Origin of the sequence: Acetobacter sp. JWB (assembly GCF_003323795.1) — a bacterium.
In the GTDB taxonomy this organism is placed as follows: domain Bacteria; phylum Pseudomonadota; class Alphaproteobacteria; order Acetobacterales; family Acetobacteraceae; genus Acetobacter; species Acetobacter oryzifermentans.
The window spans coordinates 96,009-112,774 of record NZ_CP030872.1; the positions used below are offsets into that span (position 1 = coordinate 96,009).

Genomic DNA, 16,766 nt, shown 5'->3' on the forward strand with positions numbered 1-16,766 from the left:
TCCCTTGATTGCGATGCAGTGATTTTCCCAGACCATCATGCGACGGAATTGAAAAAAGAGCGGGCAGGGCAGGTGTGTCCATTATGGTCACACTTTCATGGAAGCCGACCAAGCACGAAACCGATGACGACCAGCAACATGGCCCAGAAGATGATGAGGCCAGTGGAACGCCATTGATACCGGTCACCGATCAGTTTTGCCCGCCGCCCGATCTCGGGTTCCAGAGACTGAAAAACCCTGCTGACCACGTCCAGAATGCGCTGTTCAACCATTCGTTCGTTGATCTGGCTCAGTGCCTTCGCGGCATCAACGCCATCCTGCAACGTCAGTTCGATGGAACGACGCTCCGCCTGAAGCAGTACAAGAGCCTCATTCAGGCTCCGGGGCATCGCATCGAGCGTCCGGTTTTGTGCTTCCAGAACAGCAAGAATTGCCAGAAAGAAACGCCCGTTGGGTGTCTCCGGTCTGACAGTGAAGTGCTGAAGCGCGTGCTTCAGCTCCTCAATAGCCTGTGCCGGAGTTGGCGCATTCTCGGTCTGCTTGTCGTTTGGCAGGCTCATGGTCACTCGAAGTCTCTCGGAACGGGTAGACCTTTGGGCATGTCGGGAAGAAGACTGGGATCAATTTGCGCCAGAAACTCCGGGAAAGAGCGATAGAACCAGACTTCGGCCCGCATCCGATCGAAAAGACCGCTGGGAGGATGTCCCGCGACATTCTTGTCATCAATGAAATCCGCATAGGACAGCCGACGATCCGTGATTTCGTCCATCCCATCCAGTTCAGGAAGGAAGTAGATCCCGCCATCCTCATCGGATTTATCAACCGTGGCGTTCATGACAGCCTGTGTCTGACGGATTTTGTCGAAGTGGCTGTTGTTTGTGTAACCCAGCGGCAGCAAGCCACGGTTCATCACTATGATGCTGTGGCCGGGCAGGAAGCGCCGTTTCTCCTGAAGATCCTGCAGGTAGTCAGCATCGGCTAGTTCAGTGCCGAGCATGTATACCACGACAACCTTGATCCCCAGCTTGGTCAGTTGTGGTACAAGAGGGGTGCTATTGATGATTTCGTGGAAGGCCGTCCAGCCGCCGCCGATATCCAGTATCACGTCCTTCTGGCGCTTCACCATGCCTTCGATCTGCTGTTCCAGCCATGATTTCTGTTCCTTGAGATTGCCAGTAGCGGGTTTCTTTGCATTGGGATGGAAGTGCGAGATGGAGTGGGAGACATTCAGGTGGTCCGTGTTCCAGACCTCCACATCGCCGCCCTGGCGCATGACGGTTTCTGTCAGGGCGTTGAGAAAAACGGTTTTGCCAGTGCGTTGCCGACCAACTGCGGTCAGGAGCACAGGGGGTTTGGTGCGGGCCGACTTGGCAGGTTGGGTCTGGGCTGGATCCGTTTTGGTTGCAGTCATTGAAGCATCCTTTTCTGCTGTGGCACCGCGCAATCATGAGGGTGCCGTTCAGAAGGATTTCATCGTGTCATCATGCGACCAGATAGGATTTCTGGAAAAAAAATGAAAAATCCTGCTCAGTCAGAATATTGTTCTTCTTCTCTCTCGCGAGGCGACTTGAATTCCAGTTCTTCCTCAGGAACATCCTCACCCGCGAGCAGACGATCATAAATGGCCCGTCTTTGTTTTATGATCTCCCGCAGCCCAGGGAGTTTTGCTTCCCCTTCCTTTGCAAGCATGGGAGCACCCTGACTGTCGTTCAGCCTGACCTGTTCTTTGGCCATCGTGAGATCGAACTTGGCCTGACCGAGGGTGAAACGGGCTTTGTCTATTTTTTGCTCCATCGTCATGGAAGTTCCTGCAGGCATCGTCTCGGTTTTGACCGTTAGAGAGGAGCTTTGCGGCCTTCCCTGAGCAGGTTGGGAGACAGGTTGCGGTATTTCAACGAATTCCGGTTTCCAGTCAGCAGGCAGTCTGCTGGGCATGATGGGTCTGTCAGCAACTCGGTCGCTGACGTCATTATTGCTCCTTGGTTGAGTGAGCTTGCCAAGCGCCAAACAGACACGTTTCCATTTCCATTGAATGAGTTTGCGCCCAGGACGATCCGATACGATTGAGATCCCGTCAGCTCGGGCTGCGTCAGCTATTTCCTCCCAACCAATGTTGTCATCTCTCGCCTGGCGGATCGTTTCGTGGTGCTCGAATAACCATCGATAGAGTTTACCAGCCCGGCAGGATGCATGTTGTTTCATCGTTCGGGCTCTGAGTTTTTCTATACCTTTTGACACGTTGTTCTGCTCCTTGTCGGGGAGAATTGCCTGCGATGATGCGACGAGAAAGCTTTTTACAAGGAAGAGTCCCCACATGGATCTTATCTAGACCTAGCACTGACTATCGATCTGCCCCTGCATTGACCTCACTTTCGACCTCACTCTGACCTATGATCTGTCCACACTTTGACCACACATATTTCAGGGTCTTCATACACCATTGCACCCTCAGTGCGGCGGCTACGCCGCCAGGATTGGGCAAGCTGGAAAAAGAGGCATTAGTGAGGGCTCCCTTTGTGAGACGGGACTTCGCATCTGGATGAGGGATAGGAGTGATTTTTTCGTGGTTCGTCGCATGATGGAGGGGGATGTTGACTGCGTAATCAGATTTCGCGAGGATTAAAAGATGACCCCGATATCAAATACAGCAATGACGTTCGAAGGACATGAACTCGAATGGGTCGAGTGTGATGGCCGGCCATGGCTGCTTGGACGTGCAGTCTGTGACGTGCTGGAAATTCAGCGCCATCGGAGTGCGTTGGAAAAACTCGACGAGAATGAAAAACGACTTGTTACGATTCCGACTGCTGGCGGGCCGCAGAAAGTCGTGGCTGTGAGCGAAAGTGGACTCTATTATCTCACGTTTGCTTCCAGAAAACCCGTAGCTAAGAGGTTCCGCCGCTGGGTCACGGAAGAAGTTCTGCCCCAGATACGCCGCACTGGAGAATATCGGCCTGATAAAGGTCAAGATGACGTTGACCTTCGATCGGCTGGTCTCACGCAGGAAGATCTACGTCTTCTGGCGGAGCTGAAAGAGGGTGATATCTATCAAGCAACACGCCACCTGGTGACACGCATGAACGGCAAATTTTCTGTCGAAAGAGCGTTAAGTGAAGCAAAACGCCCGTGGTCCTATGATCTGGATATTCTGGAACTCATTCATCTGGTGAAGCTCGTGCAAATTAGTTGGTTTGCTCTTGGGCAGAATAGTGAACGGTCTGATCAAATGCGCCAGTATATGTGTCGTTTGTCCGCAGTTATGAGACTACTCGATGATAAGTTTGGGACTGGCCCCTATTTTGAGCCGGTAACGTCTGCATCACCAGAAAGATCATAAGTTTCATCATTGAGGGATTGGAAGGGAAGCTCTTGTAGTTGGGATGTTAAATCTACTACCTTCCAATCCATAATTTCTTATGTTGGGATATTAAGATGAACAGCCAGGACTTGATTGAACGTATTGTTGCTGCAACGGACATTCAGAAGAAGGATGCCAAAACGGCTTTGGAAACAGTTTTTGCTGCGATTACTGAAGCTGCGGTCAAAGGCGATGACACAACTATTGCAGGATTTGGCAAATTTGTGGTGCGTCAGACGGCGGAGCGTAAAGGTCGCAACCCGCAAACGGGTGCTGAGCTGGTGATCCCTGCATCTCGTAAACTCGCCTATACACCCGCAAAGGCCGTCAAGGATGCTCTGAGGGTGGAATAGACTATTTGTGGTAACTGTGAGCCGGCGCTGGGGGACGGAGCATTTCAGCAGCTTTCTCTTTTTCCGGACGCGGTCTCTCTGGTGCGCATATTTCCCCCTCGCAACACGTGGCGCTATTATGACCTCTCTGTTCAACCGGATCTGTTTGGGGGAGCAGCGCTTATCCGGCGATGGGGCAGAATAGGGACCCCCGGAAGGGTTAGGCTTGATCTGTTCCCAGATGCGGGAGCTGCGGCCAATCAACTGGCTGTTTTGTTTCGTAAGAAGCTCAAACGCGGTTATATCGTGCGGTCTTGAGTGTTCTTCTCATCTGGTTAAGTCTCTTCCAATTAGAGTTTGGCTCATAAGTTGCAGGTTATAACCAGATGCGTCGAAGTGTTGTGGCTGCATACATGGAGGGATCGAAGAATCGTTGGTTGATGCGCTTGGCTCGTGATTTCAGGCTTTTGGCGATTTGATTGACGGTTTTTGGGGTAGCTTTTGATCTGCGTTTTGAGCAGATCGGGGACTGCCGTCCCGCTGGATGACTACGCGCTCGCGTTCAACCTTTCGAGGAAGAGGAAGCGGCGCATGTTGTAGACGATATTGGCCAGCCCGATCCTCATGGTGGCCCGGGTGATACCGACAGTTCGGATGAACAACCCCGTCTGTGATTTCTGGTCGGCAAAGACGTGCTCGACGCGTGATCGGATCACGGACTTTCCAGCATTCGATTTCTGGATATGTCGGGGCATAGGCTTGAGATGCGGCTTTTTTCTGTGAACCTTTGAGACAAAACCCTCTTTGTCCATGAAGTCCTCATTCGCTTTCGAGCGATAAGCTGTATCAGCCCAAACGCTTGAGGCCGTATTGGTTTTATCTAACAGCCCCTCTCTCAATCGCGCACCATCACTGGCGGCGGCATCCGTCGTCTTCCATTTTCGGATGAACCGAAACTTCCGGTCGATGGAGACGTGGGATTTGTAGCCAAAGAACGGGATGGCGAGATCGCTCGACGGTATGGTTCCATCGTCCTGCCGCTTCGCCTTCGTGAACTTAAGTGTCCATCGTGCATGACGATCCTTATGCGACATCTTTGCGGGCTTGTCCTGCCAGTCTTCTGGAATACGTCCTGCCCGGAGATCCGCTTTCTCAGCGTTCGTATTGCGCTGCTTTGGAGCAGCCACCAGTGTTGCATCCAGGATCTGGCCGGACATCGGGAGATAACCGGCGTTCCGCAGGGTCGCGTCAAATCGGTCAAACAGCCTTTCAATGGCACCCGCCTGTGTCAAACGCTCACGAAACAGCCAGACCGTTTTGGCATCCGGCACGCGGTCCGACAGCCCCAATCCCAGAAAGCGCATGAACGACAGGCGGTTGTTGATCAGATACTCTGTCCGTTCATCAGACAAATTGTTCAACGTCTGGATGACCAGAATTTTGAACATCAGCACCGGATCAAACGGCGGACGTCCGCCTTTACTTCCGTCCGAATAGGCTAGAGCCAGCTCCAGATCAGGGCGGAACACCTCAAAATCCACAGTCCGGGAAAAGGCCTCCAGCTGATCGCCAAGCCCGCTCAGCCGAGCAAGGCGCTCTTCAACATCAAAGAAACCAGGCTGCTTCATCTTCCACCATCCCCAATCAACGCCGAAGAAATGGAATCACACAGAACAGCTCAGAGACAAAGGGTTTTTCGAACCCTCCAGGTTATCGTGGTGCACCGCGCATTTTGCTGGCAATCCTTGAGCACCTTGGCGAGATTTCCAAACAAAAACAGACAGATTAATACCGCATCATCAATGCACGCATATCCCGTTATTCCTGTTTGTTTAGCGCATCTTCATAATGGTTTAGCGGGATATTGATATTATCGCAGGTAGATTAAGACGTAGGAAAAGGATTTGTAGGACAAGACACGGTTTGAATGTAAAAACAATTTAGATTACTTTAAATAGAATAAAATGAAATTGCTCTCCATTTTAGAATTGAGAGACCTGACGTCTTTCTGCAATATGTGGTAAAGAACCTAAAGCACACTAGAACACTGAGCGGATATTCAAGATGCAAACCATGATTATCGGCGAGAAACGAGAACGTGCCCTTTCTGGAGAAATTCAAGCAAACGCCGTAGAGCGCAGAAGGCATAACAATCAGCGTGCGCATGACCTGCTTGCTGGCGAACCAAAGCTGAAGACCCTTGTCGCACTCGCGAAAAAACAACTCAAGGCCAAACAGGTCTGGATTTTCGGTAGCCGCGCCAATGGGACAAACCGGCCAGATAGCGACTGGGACATTTTCCTCGTCCTCCCCAATACGGCCACTGATAATGATCTTAATCCCGTTACGACCTGGTCTATTGGGCGAAGCGCCGGGTTGATTGCTGATGTTGTCGCTGAACGCGATATTGAAGTCCGTTCAGCAATCAACGTGCCGAATACTTTGTCGTATGTCTTACATCGTGAAGGTGTTCGCGTTGCCTGAAAAGTCTGATCCCATTGCGAAAAAAATCGGCGCGCAGATATGGTTGGCAAGCTGTTACCTTCATGATGCAAAAACACTTCTTGAGGCACGCAGCCGAAATGCAGTCAATCAACTCTTTTATGCGGTTGAGGCGCTCTTGATCGCAACGATGACAGCCGAAGGACTACATATTAACCGGCATCAACAACATCAATTAGGCGCGATACTTGATACCATGCCTGATGAAAATCCATGGAAGCCGGAATTTCGTCCACTAGAAGTATTAACAGGATATGCCACCACTTACCGGTATGCGACACCTGGCGGCAGGATTCCCAAAGCCCCACCCCAGGCAGATGTTGAGGGCTGGTTAACAGCGACATCCCGTCTCCTTGAAACTGCTAAAATGCATTTCGATGTTACAGTTGATACTGGAGAATATAACTCCATGGCTGGAGTGATTGATCCGCCTCGTTGATGATTGCTCTTACCCAGACGGCAATTGCATTCGGTCGCATTGATCAGCATCTCCGTCATCACCCTCTTCTCCCAGCCATCCTCTTTCGGGAACGGCTTGAAGCCTCACGTGCCTGTGCAGCTGTCGATGGCCACCTCATAGATCCCTGGCGACTTGCCGCCGAACTTGAGGGCTTGAGAGTGGTACCTCTCGGCTCTGATGTCTTTGAGCGGGGGTCCTCTGTTGATGCGGCACATGCTGCTTTTGCACAATACCAATGGCTCGTTAAGCCAGATGAAGCACAACGCAACGCGATAGAGAGCGCCCTGGGGTGGCTTTCTGAACACAGCAAGGCATCAGGCCCTCTTCTTGGCGCTGCTACTGCATTTCATGCCTGGGTAGAAACTGGTCATGCCCGTGCCCCGATGCGCGCAGCCTTGATCCGACATTGGCGACGTACGGATATCCTTCATTTTCCGCTTCCCCTTGTTGGCGCCAGAGCTTTTATAGCGGATGCACCTTGGGAACCATCAGAATGGATCCCGTGCTTCCTCAACTGTCTGTATGATGAAATGACGGCCGTAGAAAACCGTACGCGTAAACTCGAACGAAGCTGGCGTCACGCACGCATGCAATCAGGTGCCCAGAGAAGCACATCGCGTGCCGATAAGGTCATAGATATCCTTGCCGCATACCCACTGATATCTGCAACGCGCCTCTCGGACGAACTGGGGTTATCTCTAAAAGCGGCTTACATCTATCTGGAACGATTTCTGTCAGATGGTCTGATTGTTGAAGTCACGCATCGCACCGCAAGGCGATTATTCGCCCTGAAAGAACTTGAACCACTCCGCGAGATCGTGCGCCCTCCCAAAAGACCCCTACCTGGCAGGAAACGCGGGCGGCCGAAAAAAAGCGAAAGTCAGGAGACCACTCCTCCAGAGGAGGACGTGGACATCCGGCCCCCAGGACCAGTGCCCACGTTTGCACCCATAAATTATGAGGAGCTGGAGCGTGCGATAGAGAACGCAGAACGCATCATACGCCGCTATCGTGCTGATTAGGCACAGAGTGTTCTATCCAATCTGTGGGCCTCGCGATTTTGGCCCATTTGATTGCGGGGCCGTTCCTTCTGACGCAGACAGTTTCTGACTGGCCCGATCGAACCACGATTCAGGAGATTGTGTCTGTTCGGCACTCATTCCATGCCCTGCTCGCTGATCCTCACGCAAATCTAGGTGTTTAGTCCCGGGGTTTGATGGTGTGATATTTTCACGAGAGTGGAAGGAAGCATTATGGGACAGATACGTCATGGGAGCGCCACGACCACGCACGCCGTGCGAGCAGCAATACAGCGATCGCAGGCTTCGCTCGCGGCGCTGAGCGAGGAGTTCGGGATCAACCCGAAGACAGTGGCTAAATGGCGGAAGCGACAGAGTGTCGAAGATCAGAAGACAGGTCCTAAAGAGCCGCGCTCAACGGTCCTGTCCGAGACGGACGAAGCGATGATCGTGGCCTTTCGCCGGCATACGTTGCTGCCGCTGGATGACTGCCTTTATGCCCTGCAGGCCAGCATTCCCTATCTGACACGCTCGGCCCTGCATCGCTGCCTTCAGCGTCACGGGATTTCACGACTGCCGGACATGGAGGGGGACAAAGCCAAACGCCAGCGCTTCAAACGCTACCCGATCGGGTTCTTTCATCTCGACATAGCGGAAGTCCAGACCGCTGAAGGCAAGCTGTACCTCTTCGTTGCCATTGACCGGACAAGCAAATTCGCTGTCACACAACTGGTCGAGAAAGCTGATCGGAAGACGGCCTGGGAATTCCTCGAACATCTCCTGAGCATCATCCCTTACCGGATCCACACCATCCTGACCGACAATGGGATCCAGTTCGCTGACCAACCCCGTAATCGCAATACGGCCTGGTCGCGTCCCATGCGCTTCGACATGATCTGCGAAGCCCACGGGATCGAACATCGTCTGACGAAACCCAATCATCCCTGGACCAATGGTCAGGTTGAACGGATGAACCGGACAATCAAAGAGGCAACCGTCAAACGCTTCCATTACGACAGTCATGAGCAGTTGAGGACACACCTCAACGACTTCATGGCAGCTTATAATTTCGGGCGAAGGCTCAAGACGCTGAGTGGCCTCACGCCTTACGAATACGTCTGCAAAATATGGACTTCAGAGCCAGAAAGATTCATCATCAATCCAACCCATCAAACCCCGGGACCAAACACCTAGCAGAATGACACCGTCATCCGAACTCATGCGACCTCCATCAAAATGGGCTACTACACGCCGTCCACAGGAGGCTGGAAATTCATACGCGTTCACGCTACACTCTGTCTGCATCGGGTTCGTTTATTGCTTATGAAAATATCTTTTCTACAAAACAGACTTTTTCATAATCTGACCCGATGTACAACCCTTCCGTGAGATTTCCGCGTCGATCATATGAATCGATGAAATCCCGCAATCAAAAGATGTATTGTATTTACTTTTTTGAACACCAGAGTATTCTGCATGTTATCTTGATTTAAACAAAGTAGTGGACACAATATGAGTCGTTTTATTTCATTACGTGCTTCTATTGGCGGGTTTGTCGGTATAATAGCATCTTATTCTGCTGGGTTTATCTTAATGCCAATTGAAAGTGCCGCCATTGTTGCACCTATGGGTGCATCGGCCGTCCTTGCATTCGGTGTTCCAGCCAGTCCTTTAGCAACACCTCGAGCTGTGATTTTAGGAAATGTTCTTTCAGCAACGATTGGCGTCATAGTTTCACTTATTCCCGATGTACCACTTCTCATCGCCTGTGCTCTTTCAGTAGGGCTCGCAATCGCTGCAATGAACGCCTCAAAATCACTTCATCCTCCGGGTGGCGCATCGGCACTCACAGCAACGCTCCTCCATCCTGGCAATCATGATCTCACGACTGGTTTCTTATTTCCTTTTGTGCCAGTCGGCCTGAATGCTGTCGCTTTGACCATCGCCGCTATTGCTTATCATCGGATTACCGGTCATACGTATCCACATCGTCCTCAGGACGTCGAAGCTTCCACAGTAATTCAAAATTACTTTACACGGGAAGATATTTACAATGCGTTGCAATCAATGCCCGATACGCTTGATGTCGAGCCCGGTGACATTGAACAATTATTAGCTATCATTGATAAAAATAAATGCGACTTAAAATAATATATTTTTATTCTATATTTTTTCTTTCCATCATTAAGCCCTAATGTGCCCGCAAAGACTAATTAACTGAGCATAATTTAAAATCACTATTTCCGAACCGTTTACTTCTAAAATTTCACCACGAAACCGTGTTATAATACGGGATAAATTTTCAGGTGTCATGCGAAGCTCGGCTGCCACCAAAGATTTGCTATGCGGAAGTACGACTTTTTTTCGATTGTCCTGTATAATGGAAAGTTTCACGAGATAACAGAACAAACGCTGTGAACCACTACAATGATAATAACAACTCGTCTGATTGATGTTATTCCTAAATTGTTTTGCAACATATTCCAGCATAATACGCGCGAACGATGAATGAAAAGAACACAATACGTCTATAATATTTGCATCAATCTGAAGCATCGTCGCTGCTGAGGCACAATAAGCTTCCAGAAGATAAGGTTGTCGTGTTACGACCGCTGCAGGAAGAAGAAAGTCACCGGTTATCATACTCATAACAGTGATATTTTCTTTCTTTTCTGGATGCGGACTCCTTAAGTGTATGATGCCATCAAACACAATCCACAAATTTTTTGGTTTATCGTTTTTTTCACAGATGACAAAAGAACGCGTTTTTCACGCTTTGAAACACCATCAAAGAGTCTCAGAGCGCTGAACATTTCTTCAGGTTCCGATGGAATATTCTGATTTTTATTATGACTTCTCATCATTTTGGACACATACGGACTCTGGAAGAGGATACGTTAAACAACCTGTTGGTTCGACAACAGCACCAGGCGTAAGAACGCCTTCCTGCGTGTTCGTCAACGACAGGATATGGATCACCGTCAAACCTTTAGAAAGAAGATAATCTGAAATAATGCGCCGATGACACCGCCACCAAAGAACCTCTGCGCACATTAAAACAACCGTTTCATATCGGCTCGCTTCGATTAAAGTTGCTAGACCTTTCTGAAATTCATCGCTTAAAGCATAGTCGGCATAATTATGAAAACTTTGCACACGCCAGAATGCATTAATCGTAGGTGCAACGGTTCTAGACCGCGGACGTCTCCCGCCTAACTCCGGAAAATGACGATAAATAACGTTTACTTTCCCAAGCGCTTCAGACAGGACATTACCATTGTAATCCCGATTACGCCTGGAATACGGAAACGCACGAACATCCGCCACGAATGTAATATGATAATGACAAATAAGTGTTATAAACTCGTCAAGGGAATGCGTAGAGTGACCAATCGTATAAATCGTCTTACATTTAACCTTGGTCATTTTACAGTGTCTTCGGTTGCATAAGGAAAATTACCATGTCTTCACAAACCTTCAGAATTGGCGACATTGTTTCATGGAACTCTGAAGCCGGTTATGTCACAGGTAAAATTACGAAAATTCACACATCACCATTTCTCGTCAATGGGTATCATCATCATGCGTCAGGCCAGGAACCTCAATACGAGATTGTCAGCCAGAAAACTGGGCATATAGCATTTCACAAAGGGTCGGCCCTACAGCTACAGATGTAAGTGTTCATATACTTCACAAAGAATGAACTGGATCAGAATCGTAAAACTCCAGTTTTAGCCGGACCAAACCAGATAATTTTAGGTAATGCGTCTGCTCCGGTTTGATAAGGCCTGGTTCACAAGGTGTCAGATGCCTGACTTCTCCAGTGTCAACGTACACGAGCGTCGCAGTTCCTTCCAGAATACGGATAACTGCCCATACGCCAGCCTTCGTGGCATGACGCTGACGCAGACCTGCGGGAAGAGTTATCTCATTGAACTCCGACGTAATACGATACGGTTTCATGGCTGCTTCCTGATATCACGAAAAACAACCTTTATCGCATCGATATTTCCACTATGGTTTCTTATGATATCCATATTGAATATAACAACAATCTGCGAACCATTCCGTCTTAAAGCCGGCACGGTGAGTGTACGATCTGAATTAAAACCTGTTACTCCCTGCTCCACGACATAAGACCAACCTTTCCAGTGCCGTTCACGTAATTTTTCCGGTATAATCAGATCAAGTGACTTCCCAATAGCTTCCTCCGCCGCAAAACCAAACATCTGAACTGCGTTGTCATCCCACAACTCGATGATGCCTGAGCGATGGACCCGGACAATCGCATCGTCACAAATAATGGGAGAATTCTTTTGATCTGTTTCAGCAAAACTTAAATTCGGCATGGAACATAATTCCTAAAAACGTGATAACGGATGAATACTTTTTATACGTTAGCGTCAATACCTATATGTCCTGCTCATCCAGAAATTTCTGGAGAACAAGAGCGTGATTATGAAGCGGATCATGCGCAGCATAAAGAAGAGTGATCCTCCCTTTTTTCATAAGGTTCTCAAGTTTTTTGATGTCGGAATTTCCTTCAGAAAGCTCATGACGATACCTGAGTTTGAATTCATCCCAGTGAGCCGGGTCATGATCAAACCAGTGTCGAAGATCGGAGCTTGGAGCAGCATTCTTTAACCAATAATCCATTTTAACATCTGATTTGTGCAACCCTCGAGGCCACAATCGATCCACAAGAACACGAACGCCATCTATTTCCGAAGGCAGATCGTAAACTCGTTTTATCCGAACGTCGTGTCGAGATTTCATGAGAGACTAATCCTTTTTGGTGTCCAGAGACACACTCCTAAAAAGTCTTTGTGTCCATAGCGGGTAAAGCGGATACAATTTGATGATAAAATCACCACTCATGACCAAAGCACCACCTGCAAAGACAACATCACCAGGCAGGCGCATCCATTGCCAGAACAATGTCGTATCATAGAATGCAGCACTCCGTGCATAAGCGTAACCATGCTCGTAAACAGCCAGGAGCTGCGACCAGCCAACGGGGAAGAAATTCAGAACAGTCCAGAGAATGAGACCTGCATTGTATAGCCAGAATGCCAAGATCCCTGGTCGCTCAGAAAACGTTTTCTCACCGGCATGGATATAGCGCAGACAGAAGTAAATCAGACCAATTGCCAGTTCACCAAAGGCGCCAAACAAAGATGCATGTGCATGATTTAACGTTAAAAATGTACCATGTTCATAATAGTTGACCAATGGCGCATTCAGGATACCTCCTCCATAAACGCCCGCACCAACAAAATTCCAGAAAGCAGCGCCAATAATGTACATATAGCCAACGCGATACTGGAAATCTCCGTGAGCATTGATCAGGCGATAATGATGAATACCCTCCATGATGAGCAGAACCAGTGGAAGTACCTCAATAAACGAAAACATTGTTCCAAATGGGATCCAGATACTGGGCTCTCCTGCCCAATATAAATGGTGTCCAGTACCAATCACCCCACCAAGAAAGACGAGAATGACTTCAAAATACATTCCGCGCTCGGCCAGCTTTCGTGACACCAGCCCCGTTGCCATAAGAGTCCATGCCGTCATGGTTGCAGCAAAAAACTCAAACGATTGCTCAACCCACAGATGAACGACCCACCACCTCCAGAAATCAGCCAGTGTAAAAGATTTCTCGATTCCTGTCAGAGGCACCATTCCACAGACGTACAACAGGGCAATATTTACTGTTGAGGCCCAGATCAGGTGTTCAAGCCGGATACGACCTGTCCAGAAATCACGAGCAGCATCTATCCAGCCAGGCACTGTTGGCCAGAGAGCGCGCATGACAAGCGCACTCCACACGATTAAACCTGCAAAGAAACCAATCTGCCAGAACCGACCAAGTTGGATGTAAGAGAGCCCCTGATTGCCGAACCAAAACCAGTTTGTATCTATCGCTCCCATAATACCGAGATAGTCTCCGACGAGACCGCCAACCACAACAAATGCCGTAACCCAGAATAGAGCATCGACAAGCCATCCCTGACCTCGTGCTTCTTCGCCTCCGGCGATGACCGGGGAAAGGAACAGGGCAGCTCCAATCCACGACAGGCCAATCCAGACTATAGGTGCCTGAATATGTACATCACGCATAAAACTGAACGGGATGTAACGATTGACATCAAAACCATAAAAGCTAGACCGGTCGTAATACATGTGAGCCATGATCGAGCCAACAAGTATTTGTATAAGTATCAAGGCCGAAACCAGCAGAAAATATTTCCATATTTTTCTCTGACTCGATGTTAATGGACGTGCAGGAACCAGAATACACTCGCGTAAACTAGTATCAGCATCATCAAGCCAGTATTCATAGATAAACAGAACGACACCAAATGCGAGAAAAACAAAGCCAAAACTCGCCCACGTCCATATAAATGTGGCCCCCGTTGGTGTATTCCCAACCAACGGTTCATACGGCCAGTTCTGCGTCCATGAATAGGTCTTGCCAGGGCGATGCGCCACAGTCGTCAAAGCTGAATACATGAGAAAATCGGCTGTTTTTAACGCAAGCGCTGGCGTGAGAGCCTGTGTCGCATTCCAGCCGGAAGAGCGGTCTGTCCTAAGAAACGACGCCGCTGTTTCATCACGTATTTTTACAAAAGCGTGGGATACGGCATCGGGTAACACAACCGTGTCTTGTGTCAGATCGATGCCACGAAGATCCTCACGCATATGGGTTGTCGCAACCGTCTGCTTTTCCGGAGACAGATGGGAAAAGGTCCTCTCTCCGACATCGTGTGCATAATTTTCCCGTGTTGAAAGCGCAATATTTTTTAGTAAGGATGCTGTGTAATCTTCTCCATAATACGAGCCCATACCATACAGACTGCCATAATCCATCAGGTCTGCTTTCTGGAACCCGCCTTTACCAGCGATAATGTCATCTGCAGTCATGATGACATCCCCGGACCGGGAAACAAATCTCTGAGGCTGAGGTGGAACACCCTGATATGTCCTGAGTGTTGTCCAGAACAGCAGCATCGCGGTAGCAAACCCGACAACAAGTAAAACCCACTTCAGGACAGTGCTGACAGGATCCCTGTCAGCACGATTGACTAATGCCGTCTTGGACATCCTGAACGGACTTTCTGGCTAAAACTTTAAGAAAACAGAAAAAAAGCGACCGGACGACCTCCTCCTTTCTGAGAAGGTCGTCTGACAGGTTTCAGATCACCAGAGCCGGATCAGATGCGGAGCCAAAAATCTCATAGCGGATCTGAGAGCCTGACAACTGCTCGTTACGCAAAGTTTCAATCATGTCGCGCATGAAAGAATCCGGGCCACAGATGTAATAGGTCGCTGCGTGATCAAGGTTTTTGCGCAGCCAATCTTGTGTAATATGACCTGAATGAACCGTAATACCCGCAGAAGAGACAGCTTCTGGTATTGTTCCCTTGCTACCTGTCAAATGACTGAGTGTTCTATGCAGCCATCCTGATGAAGCAACATTGGATTGCGCAACAGGCTGTCCTGGAAGGTTTCCCGCAGGAACATTACCCTTTGCAAAAAAGAACTCAGCTGTCAGTTTTCCTGCAGTCGCCAGAGACGTCACAAAAGGCACAAACGCTGCCAGATCAACTGTGTCGGCTCCCAGAACATAATGTATTTTACGACCAGAATGTGTTGCGACAAGATCTTCAATCATAGAGATCAGCGGCGTGAGACCAACGCCTGCCGCCAGAAGAACGACCGGGGCATGACTGGCTTCATCCAGAAAAAAATCACCCGCTGGATTAGCGGCCTGAAGAATGTCACCGACCTGCACACTGTCGTGAAGCCACGTTGAGACTACCCCCTGATCATGACGCTTGACAGTAATACGGTAATGGTCGGCCCCAGGTGCTGAAGAAATACTGTAATTACGTCGTTGTGACCCGTGACCCGGAATATCAAGTTTGAAGCTCAGATATTGGCCGGCCTTATGATGAAAAAGCGGCTTTCCATCGACTGGAACCAGATCAAACGAAGTGATGAAAGGCGTTTCTTTGTGCCGTGCTCGGACCGTGAATTCACGCCACCCCTTCCAGCCTCCAGGAGCATGTTCGTGCTCGTCATAGATCTGTTTTTCTCGACCGATCAGGACATCTGCCAGAAACCAGTAAGCTTTACCCCATGCATCAATAATTTCCGGAGTCGCCGCATCGCCGAGAACGTGCTTGATAGCACCGATCAACGCGTCTGCAACGAAAGGATAATGCTCAGGCAAAATGTTCAGGCCAACATGCTTTTCGGCAATGCGCTCGACCATGCCGCCCAGCTTTCCAAGATCATTGATATGCTCGGCATACGCGAGAACAGCCAGCGCCAGTGCTTTGGGCTGCTCCAGATCCCGCTGATGGGAGAGATTAAAGAGATCTCGAATTTCGGGGTGCGACAGAAGACGCTTGTACATTTCTTCCGTAATCGCAAGACCGTGCGCTTTGAGAGCTGGAACTGTCGCAACAACGAGAGCGCGTGTTTTTTCGTCGAGTGGGGCGGACATTGTGATTCGATCCTTTAAGGTTCATAGTCCATACACCTTTTGTGTCAGACATCTTGGAAAATCTGTCAAGTAGATGCATGCTGTAGGTATGAAACTTAATTTGCAGACCGATTATGCGCTCCGTGCACTGATCTTCCTGGGTAGTCGAACTGATCGACTGTCTTCCATTCGGGAGATCGCTGAGACCTACAGGATTTCTGAAACTCACATGGTCAAAGTGATTCATCGTCTGGGTAAAGGTGGTTTTATTGAAACCCTGCGTGGTCGCAATGGTGGTATCCGTTTGGGAAGGTTGGCCGAAACGATACGTATCGGTGCAGTCGTAAGTTATATGGAAGAAGACATGAGCTTGCTTGATTGCCTCAGCCACAAAACTTGTGAAAGAGAGGGCACGTGTATTCTTATGCCCTCATGTCGACTCCGAGGGGTTCTGTCAGAAACAATGCAGGCGATGATGTCCGTTCTCGACCGCTACACTCTGGCCGATATGATTACTCCGTTTGAATGTGAACGACTCATCAGAAATGAAACAAAGGATTAATATGTCAGGATTAATGGAATACAAAAAGTGGATGGATGA

At 49.2% G+C, this 16,766-nt stretch carries 21 protein-coding genes; 10 read left to right on the forward strand and 11 right to left on the reverse strand.

The window, feature by feature from the left end; translation table 11 throughout:
- Positions 1–95: 95 nt before the first annotated feature.
- From DS739_RS13725 to DS739_RS13735, 3 genes are all read right to left on the reverse strand, one after another.
- A complete protein-coding gene (locus DS739_RS13725; RefSeq protein ID WP_039891560.1) occupies positions 96–560 on the reverse strand; it encodes a hypothetical protein in 465 nt (154 codons plus the stop codon).
- 2 nt (positions 561–562) lie between these two features.
- The gene (locus tag DS739_RS13730) at positions 563–1,411 is read right to left on the reverse strand and encodes a hypothetical protein (RefSeq protein ID WP_039891563.1); all 849 of its coding nucleotides are present in this window, start codon (positions 1,409–1,411) and stop codon (positions 563–565) included.
- A 116-nt stretch (positions 1,412–1,527) separates the two neighbouring features.
- On the reverse strand, positions 1,528–2,316 hold the full coding sequence (locus DS739_RS13735) for a hypothetical protein (protein WP_006115561.1): 789 nt from the start codon (positions 2,314–2,316) through the stop codon (positions 1,528–1,530).
- Positions 2,317–2,626: 310 nt separating this feature from the next.
- Between DS739_RS13735 and DS739_RS13740 the strand changes: the two genes are divergently transcribed.
- From DS739_RS13740 to DS739_RS13750, 3 genes are all read left to right on the forward strand, one after another.
- On the forward strand, positions 2,627–3,337 hold the full coding sequence (locus DS739_RS13740) for a BRO family protein (RefSeq protein ID WP_006115562.1): 711 nt from the start codon (positions 2,627–2,629) through the stop codon (positions 3,335–3,337).
- A gap of 95 nt (positions 3,338–3,432) precedes the next feature.
- Positions 3,433–3,711, forward strand: a complete 279-nt coding sequence (locus DS739_RS13745; protein ID WP_006115563.1) for an HU family DNA-binding protein — start codon at positions 3,433–3,435, stop codon at positions 3,709–3,711.
- Between the two features lie 81 nt (positions 3,712–3,792).
- Positions 3,793–4,008: a WGR domain-containing protein gene (locus tag DS739_RS13750; protein ID WP_309298869.1), complete on the forward strand. Its 216-nt coding sequence runs from the start codon at positions 3,793–3,795 to the stop codon at positions 4,006–4,008.
- Positions 4,009–4,238: 230 nt separating this feature from the next.
- Here the strand turns inward: DS739_RS13750 and DS739_RS13755 are convergent, their stop codons facing one another.
- Positions 4,239–5,318, reverse strand: a complete 1,080-nt coding sequence (locus tag DS739_RS13755; protein ID WP_006115564.1) for an IS5 family transposase — start codon at positions 5,316–5,318, stop codon at positions 4,239–4,241.
- A 436-nt stretch (positions 5,319–5,754) separates the two neighbouring features.
- On the opposite strand from DS739_RS13755, the gene DS739_RS13760 reads away from it, so the two are divergent.
- The 5 genes from DS739_RS13760 (at position 5,755) to DS739_RS13785 (ending at position 9,822) form a co-directional block, all read left to right on the forward strand.
- Positions 5,755–6,174 (forward strand): nucleotidyltransferase domain-containing protein, encoded by a 420-nt coding sequence (locus DS739_RS13760; protein ID WP_006115565.1) that lies wholly within the window; start codon positions 5,755–5,757, stop codon positions 6,172–6,174.
- A complete protein-coding gene (locus DS739_RS13765) occupies positions 6,140–6,631 on the forward strand; it encodes a hypothetical protein (protein ID WP_006115566.1) in 492 nt (163 codons plus the stop codon). The genes DS739_RS13760 and DS739_RS13765 overlap by 35 nt, the downstream gene beginning before the upstream one ends.
- Complete coding sequence (locus tag DS739_RS13770) at positions 6,631–7,674, forward strand: winged helix-turn-helix domain-containing protein (RefSeq protein WP_039891567.1); 1,044 nt, start codon at positions 6,631–6,633, stop codon at positions 7,672–7,674. Before DS739_RS13765 ends, DS739_RS13770 begins: the two co-directional genes overlap by 1 nt.
- A gap of 231 nt (positions 7,675–7,905) precedes the next feature.
- Positions 7,906–8,865, forward strand: coding sequence for an IS481 family transposase (locus DS739_RS13780; RefSeq protein WP_035350857.1), 960 nt, complete (start codon positions 7,906–7,908; stop codon positions 8,863–8,865).
- Between the two features lie 318 nt (positions 8,866–9,183).
- Positions 9,184–9,822, forward strand: coding sequence for an HPP family protein (locus DS739_RS13785; protein WP_006115571.1), 639 nt, complete (start codon positions 9,184–9,186; stop codon positions 9,820–9,822).
- A gap of 33 nt (positions 9,823–9,855) precedes the next feature.
- Here the strand turns inward: DS739_RS13785 and DS739_RS13790 are convergent, their stop codons facing one another.
- Positions 9,856–10,320, reverse strand: a complete 465-nt coding sequence (locus tag DS739_RS13790) for a helix-turn-helix domain-containing protein (RefSeq protein ID WP_082823244.1) — start codon at positions 10,318–10,320, stop codon at positions 9,856–9,858.
- 198 nt (positions 10,321–10,518) lie between these two features.
- The gene (locus DS739_RS13795) at positions 10,519–11,097 is read right to left on the reverse strand and encodes a DUF488 family protein (RefSeq protein ID WP_006115867.1); all 579 of its coding nucleotides are present in this window, start codon (positions 11,095–11,097) and stop codon (positions 10,519–10,521) included.
- Between the two features lie 35 nt (positions 11,098–11,132).
- On the opposite strand from DS739_RS13795, the gene DS739_RS13800 reads away from it, so the two are divergent.
- Complete coding sequence (locus tag DS739_RS13800; protein ID WP_010512346.1) at positions 11,133–11,348, forward strand: DUF2945 domain-containing protein; 216 nt, start codon at positions 11,133–11,135, stop codon at positions 11,346–11,348.
- Positions 11,349–11,361: 13 nt separating this feature from the next.
- Here the strand turns inward: DS739_RS13800 and DS739_RS13805 are convergent, their stop codons facing one another.
- The 5 genes from DS739_RS13805 to DS739_RS13825 form a co-directional block, all read right to left on the reverse strand.
- Positions 11,362–11,634, reverse strand: a complete 273-nt coding sequence (locus tag DS739_RS13805) for a DUF1971 domain-containing protein (protein WP_006115868.1) — start codon at positions 11,632–11,634, stop codon at positions 11,362–11,364.
- Positions 11,631–12,020 (reverse strand): PAS domain-containing protein, encoded by a 390-nt coding sequence (locus DS739_RS13810; protein ID WP_006115869.1) that lies wholly within the window; start codon positions 12,018–12,020, stop codon positions 11,631–11,633. Before DS739_RS13810 ends, DS739_RS13805 begins: the two co-directional genes overlap by 4 nt.
- Before the next feature lie 61 nt (positions 12,021–12,081).
- Positions 12,082–12,447, reverse strand: coding sequence for a DUF488 domain-containing protein (locus DS739_RS13815; protein WP_010512344.1), 366 nt, complete (start codon positions 12,445–12,447; stop codon positions 12,082–12,084).
- A 6-nt stretch (positions 12,448–12,453) separates the two neighbouring features.
- On the reverse strand, positions 12,454–14,778 hold the full coding sequence (locus DS739_RS14230) for a nitric-oxide reductase large subunit (RefSeq protein ID WP_006117536.1): 2,325 nt from the start codon (positions 14,776–14,778) through the stop codon (positions 12,454–12,456).
- Positions 14,779–14,869: 91 nt separating this feature from the next.
- On the reverse strand, positions 14,870–16,186 hold the full coding sequence (locus DS739_RS13825) for a globin domain-containing protein (RefSeq protein ID WP_006117537.1): 1,317 nt from the start codon (positions 16,184–16,186) through the stop codon (positions 14,870–14,872).
- Positions 16,187–16,274: 88 nt separating this feature from the next.
- Between DS739_RS13825 and DS739_RS13830 the strand changes: the two genes are divergently transcribed.
- The gene (locus DS739_RS13830) at positions 16,275–16,727 is read left to right on the forward strand and encodes an Rrf2 family transcriptional regulator (RefSeq protein ID WP_026019419.1); all 453 of its coding nucleotides are present in this window, start codon (positions 16,275–16,277) and stop codon (positions 16,725–16,727) included.
- Positions 16,728–16,766: the final 39 nt, after the last annotated feature.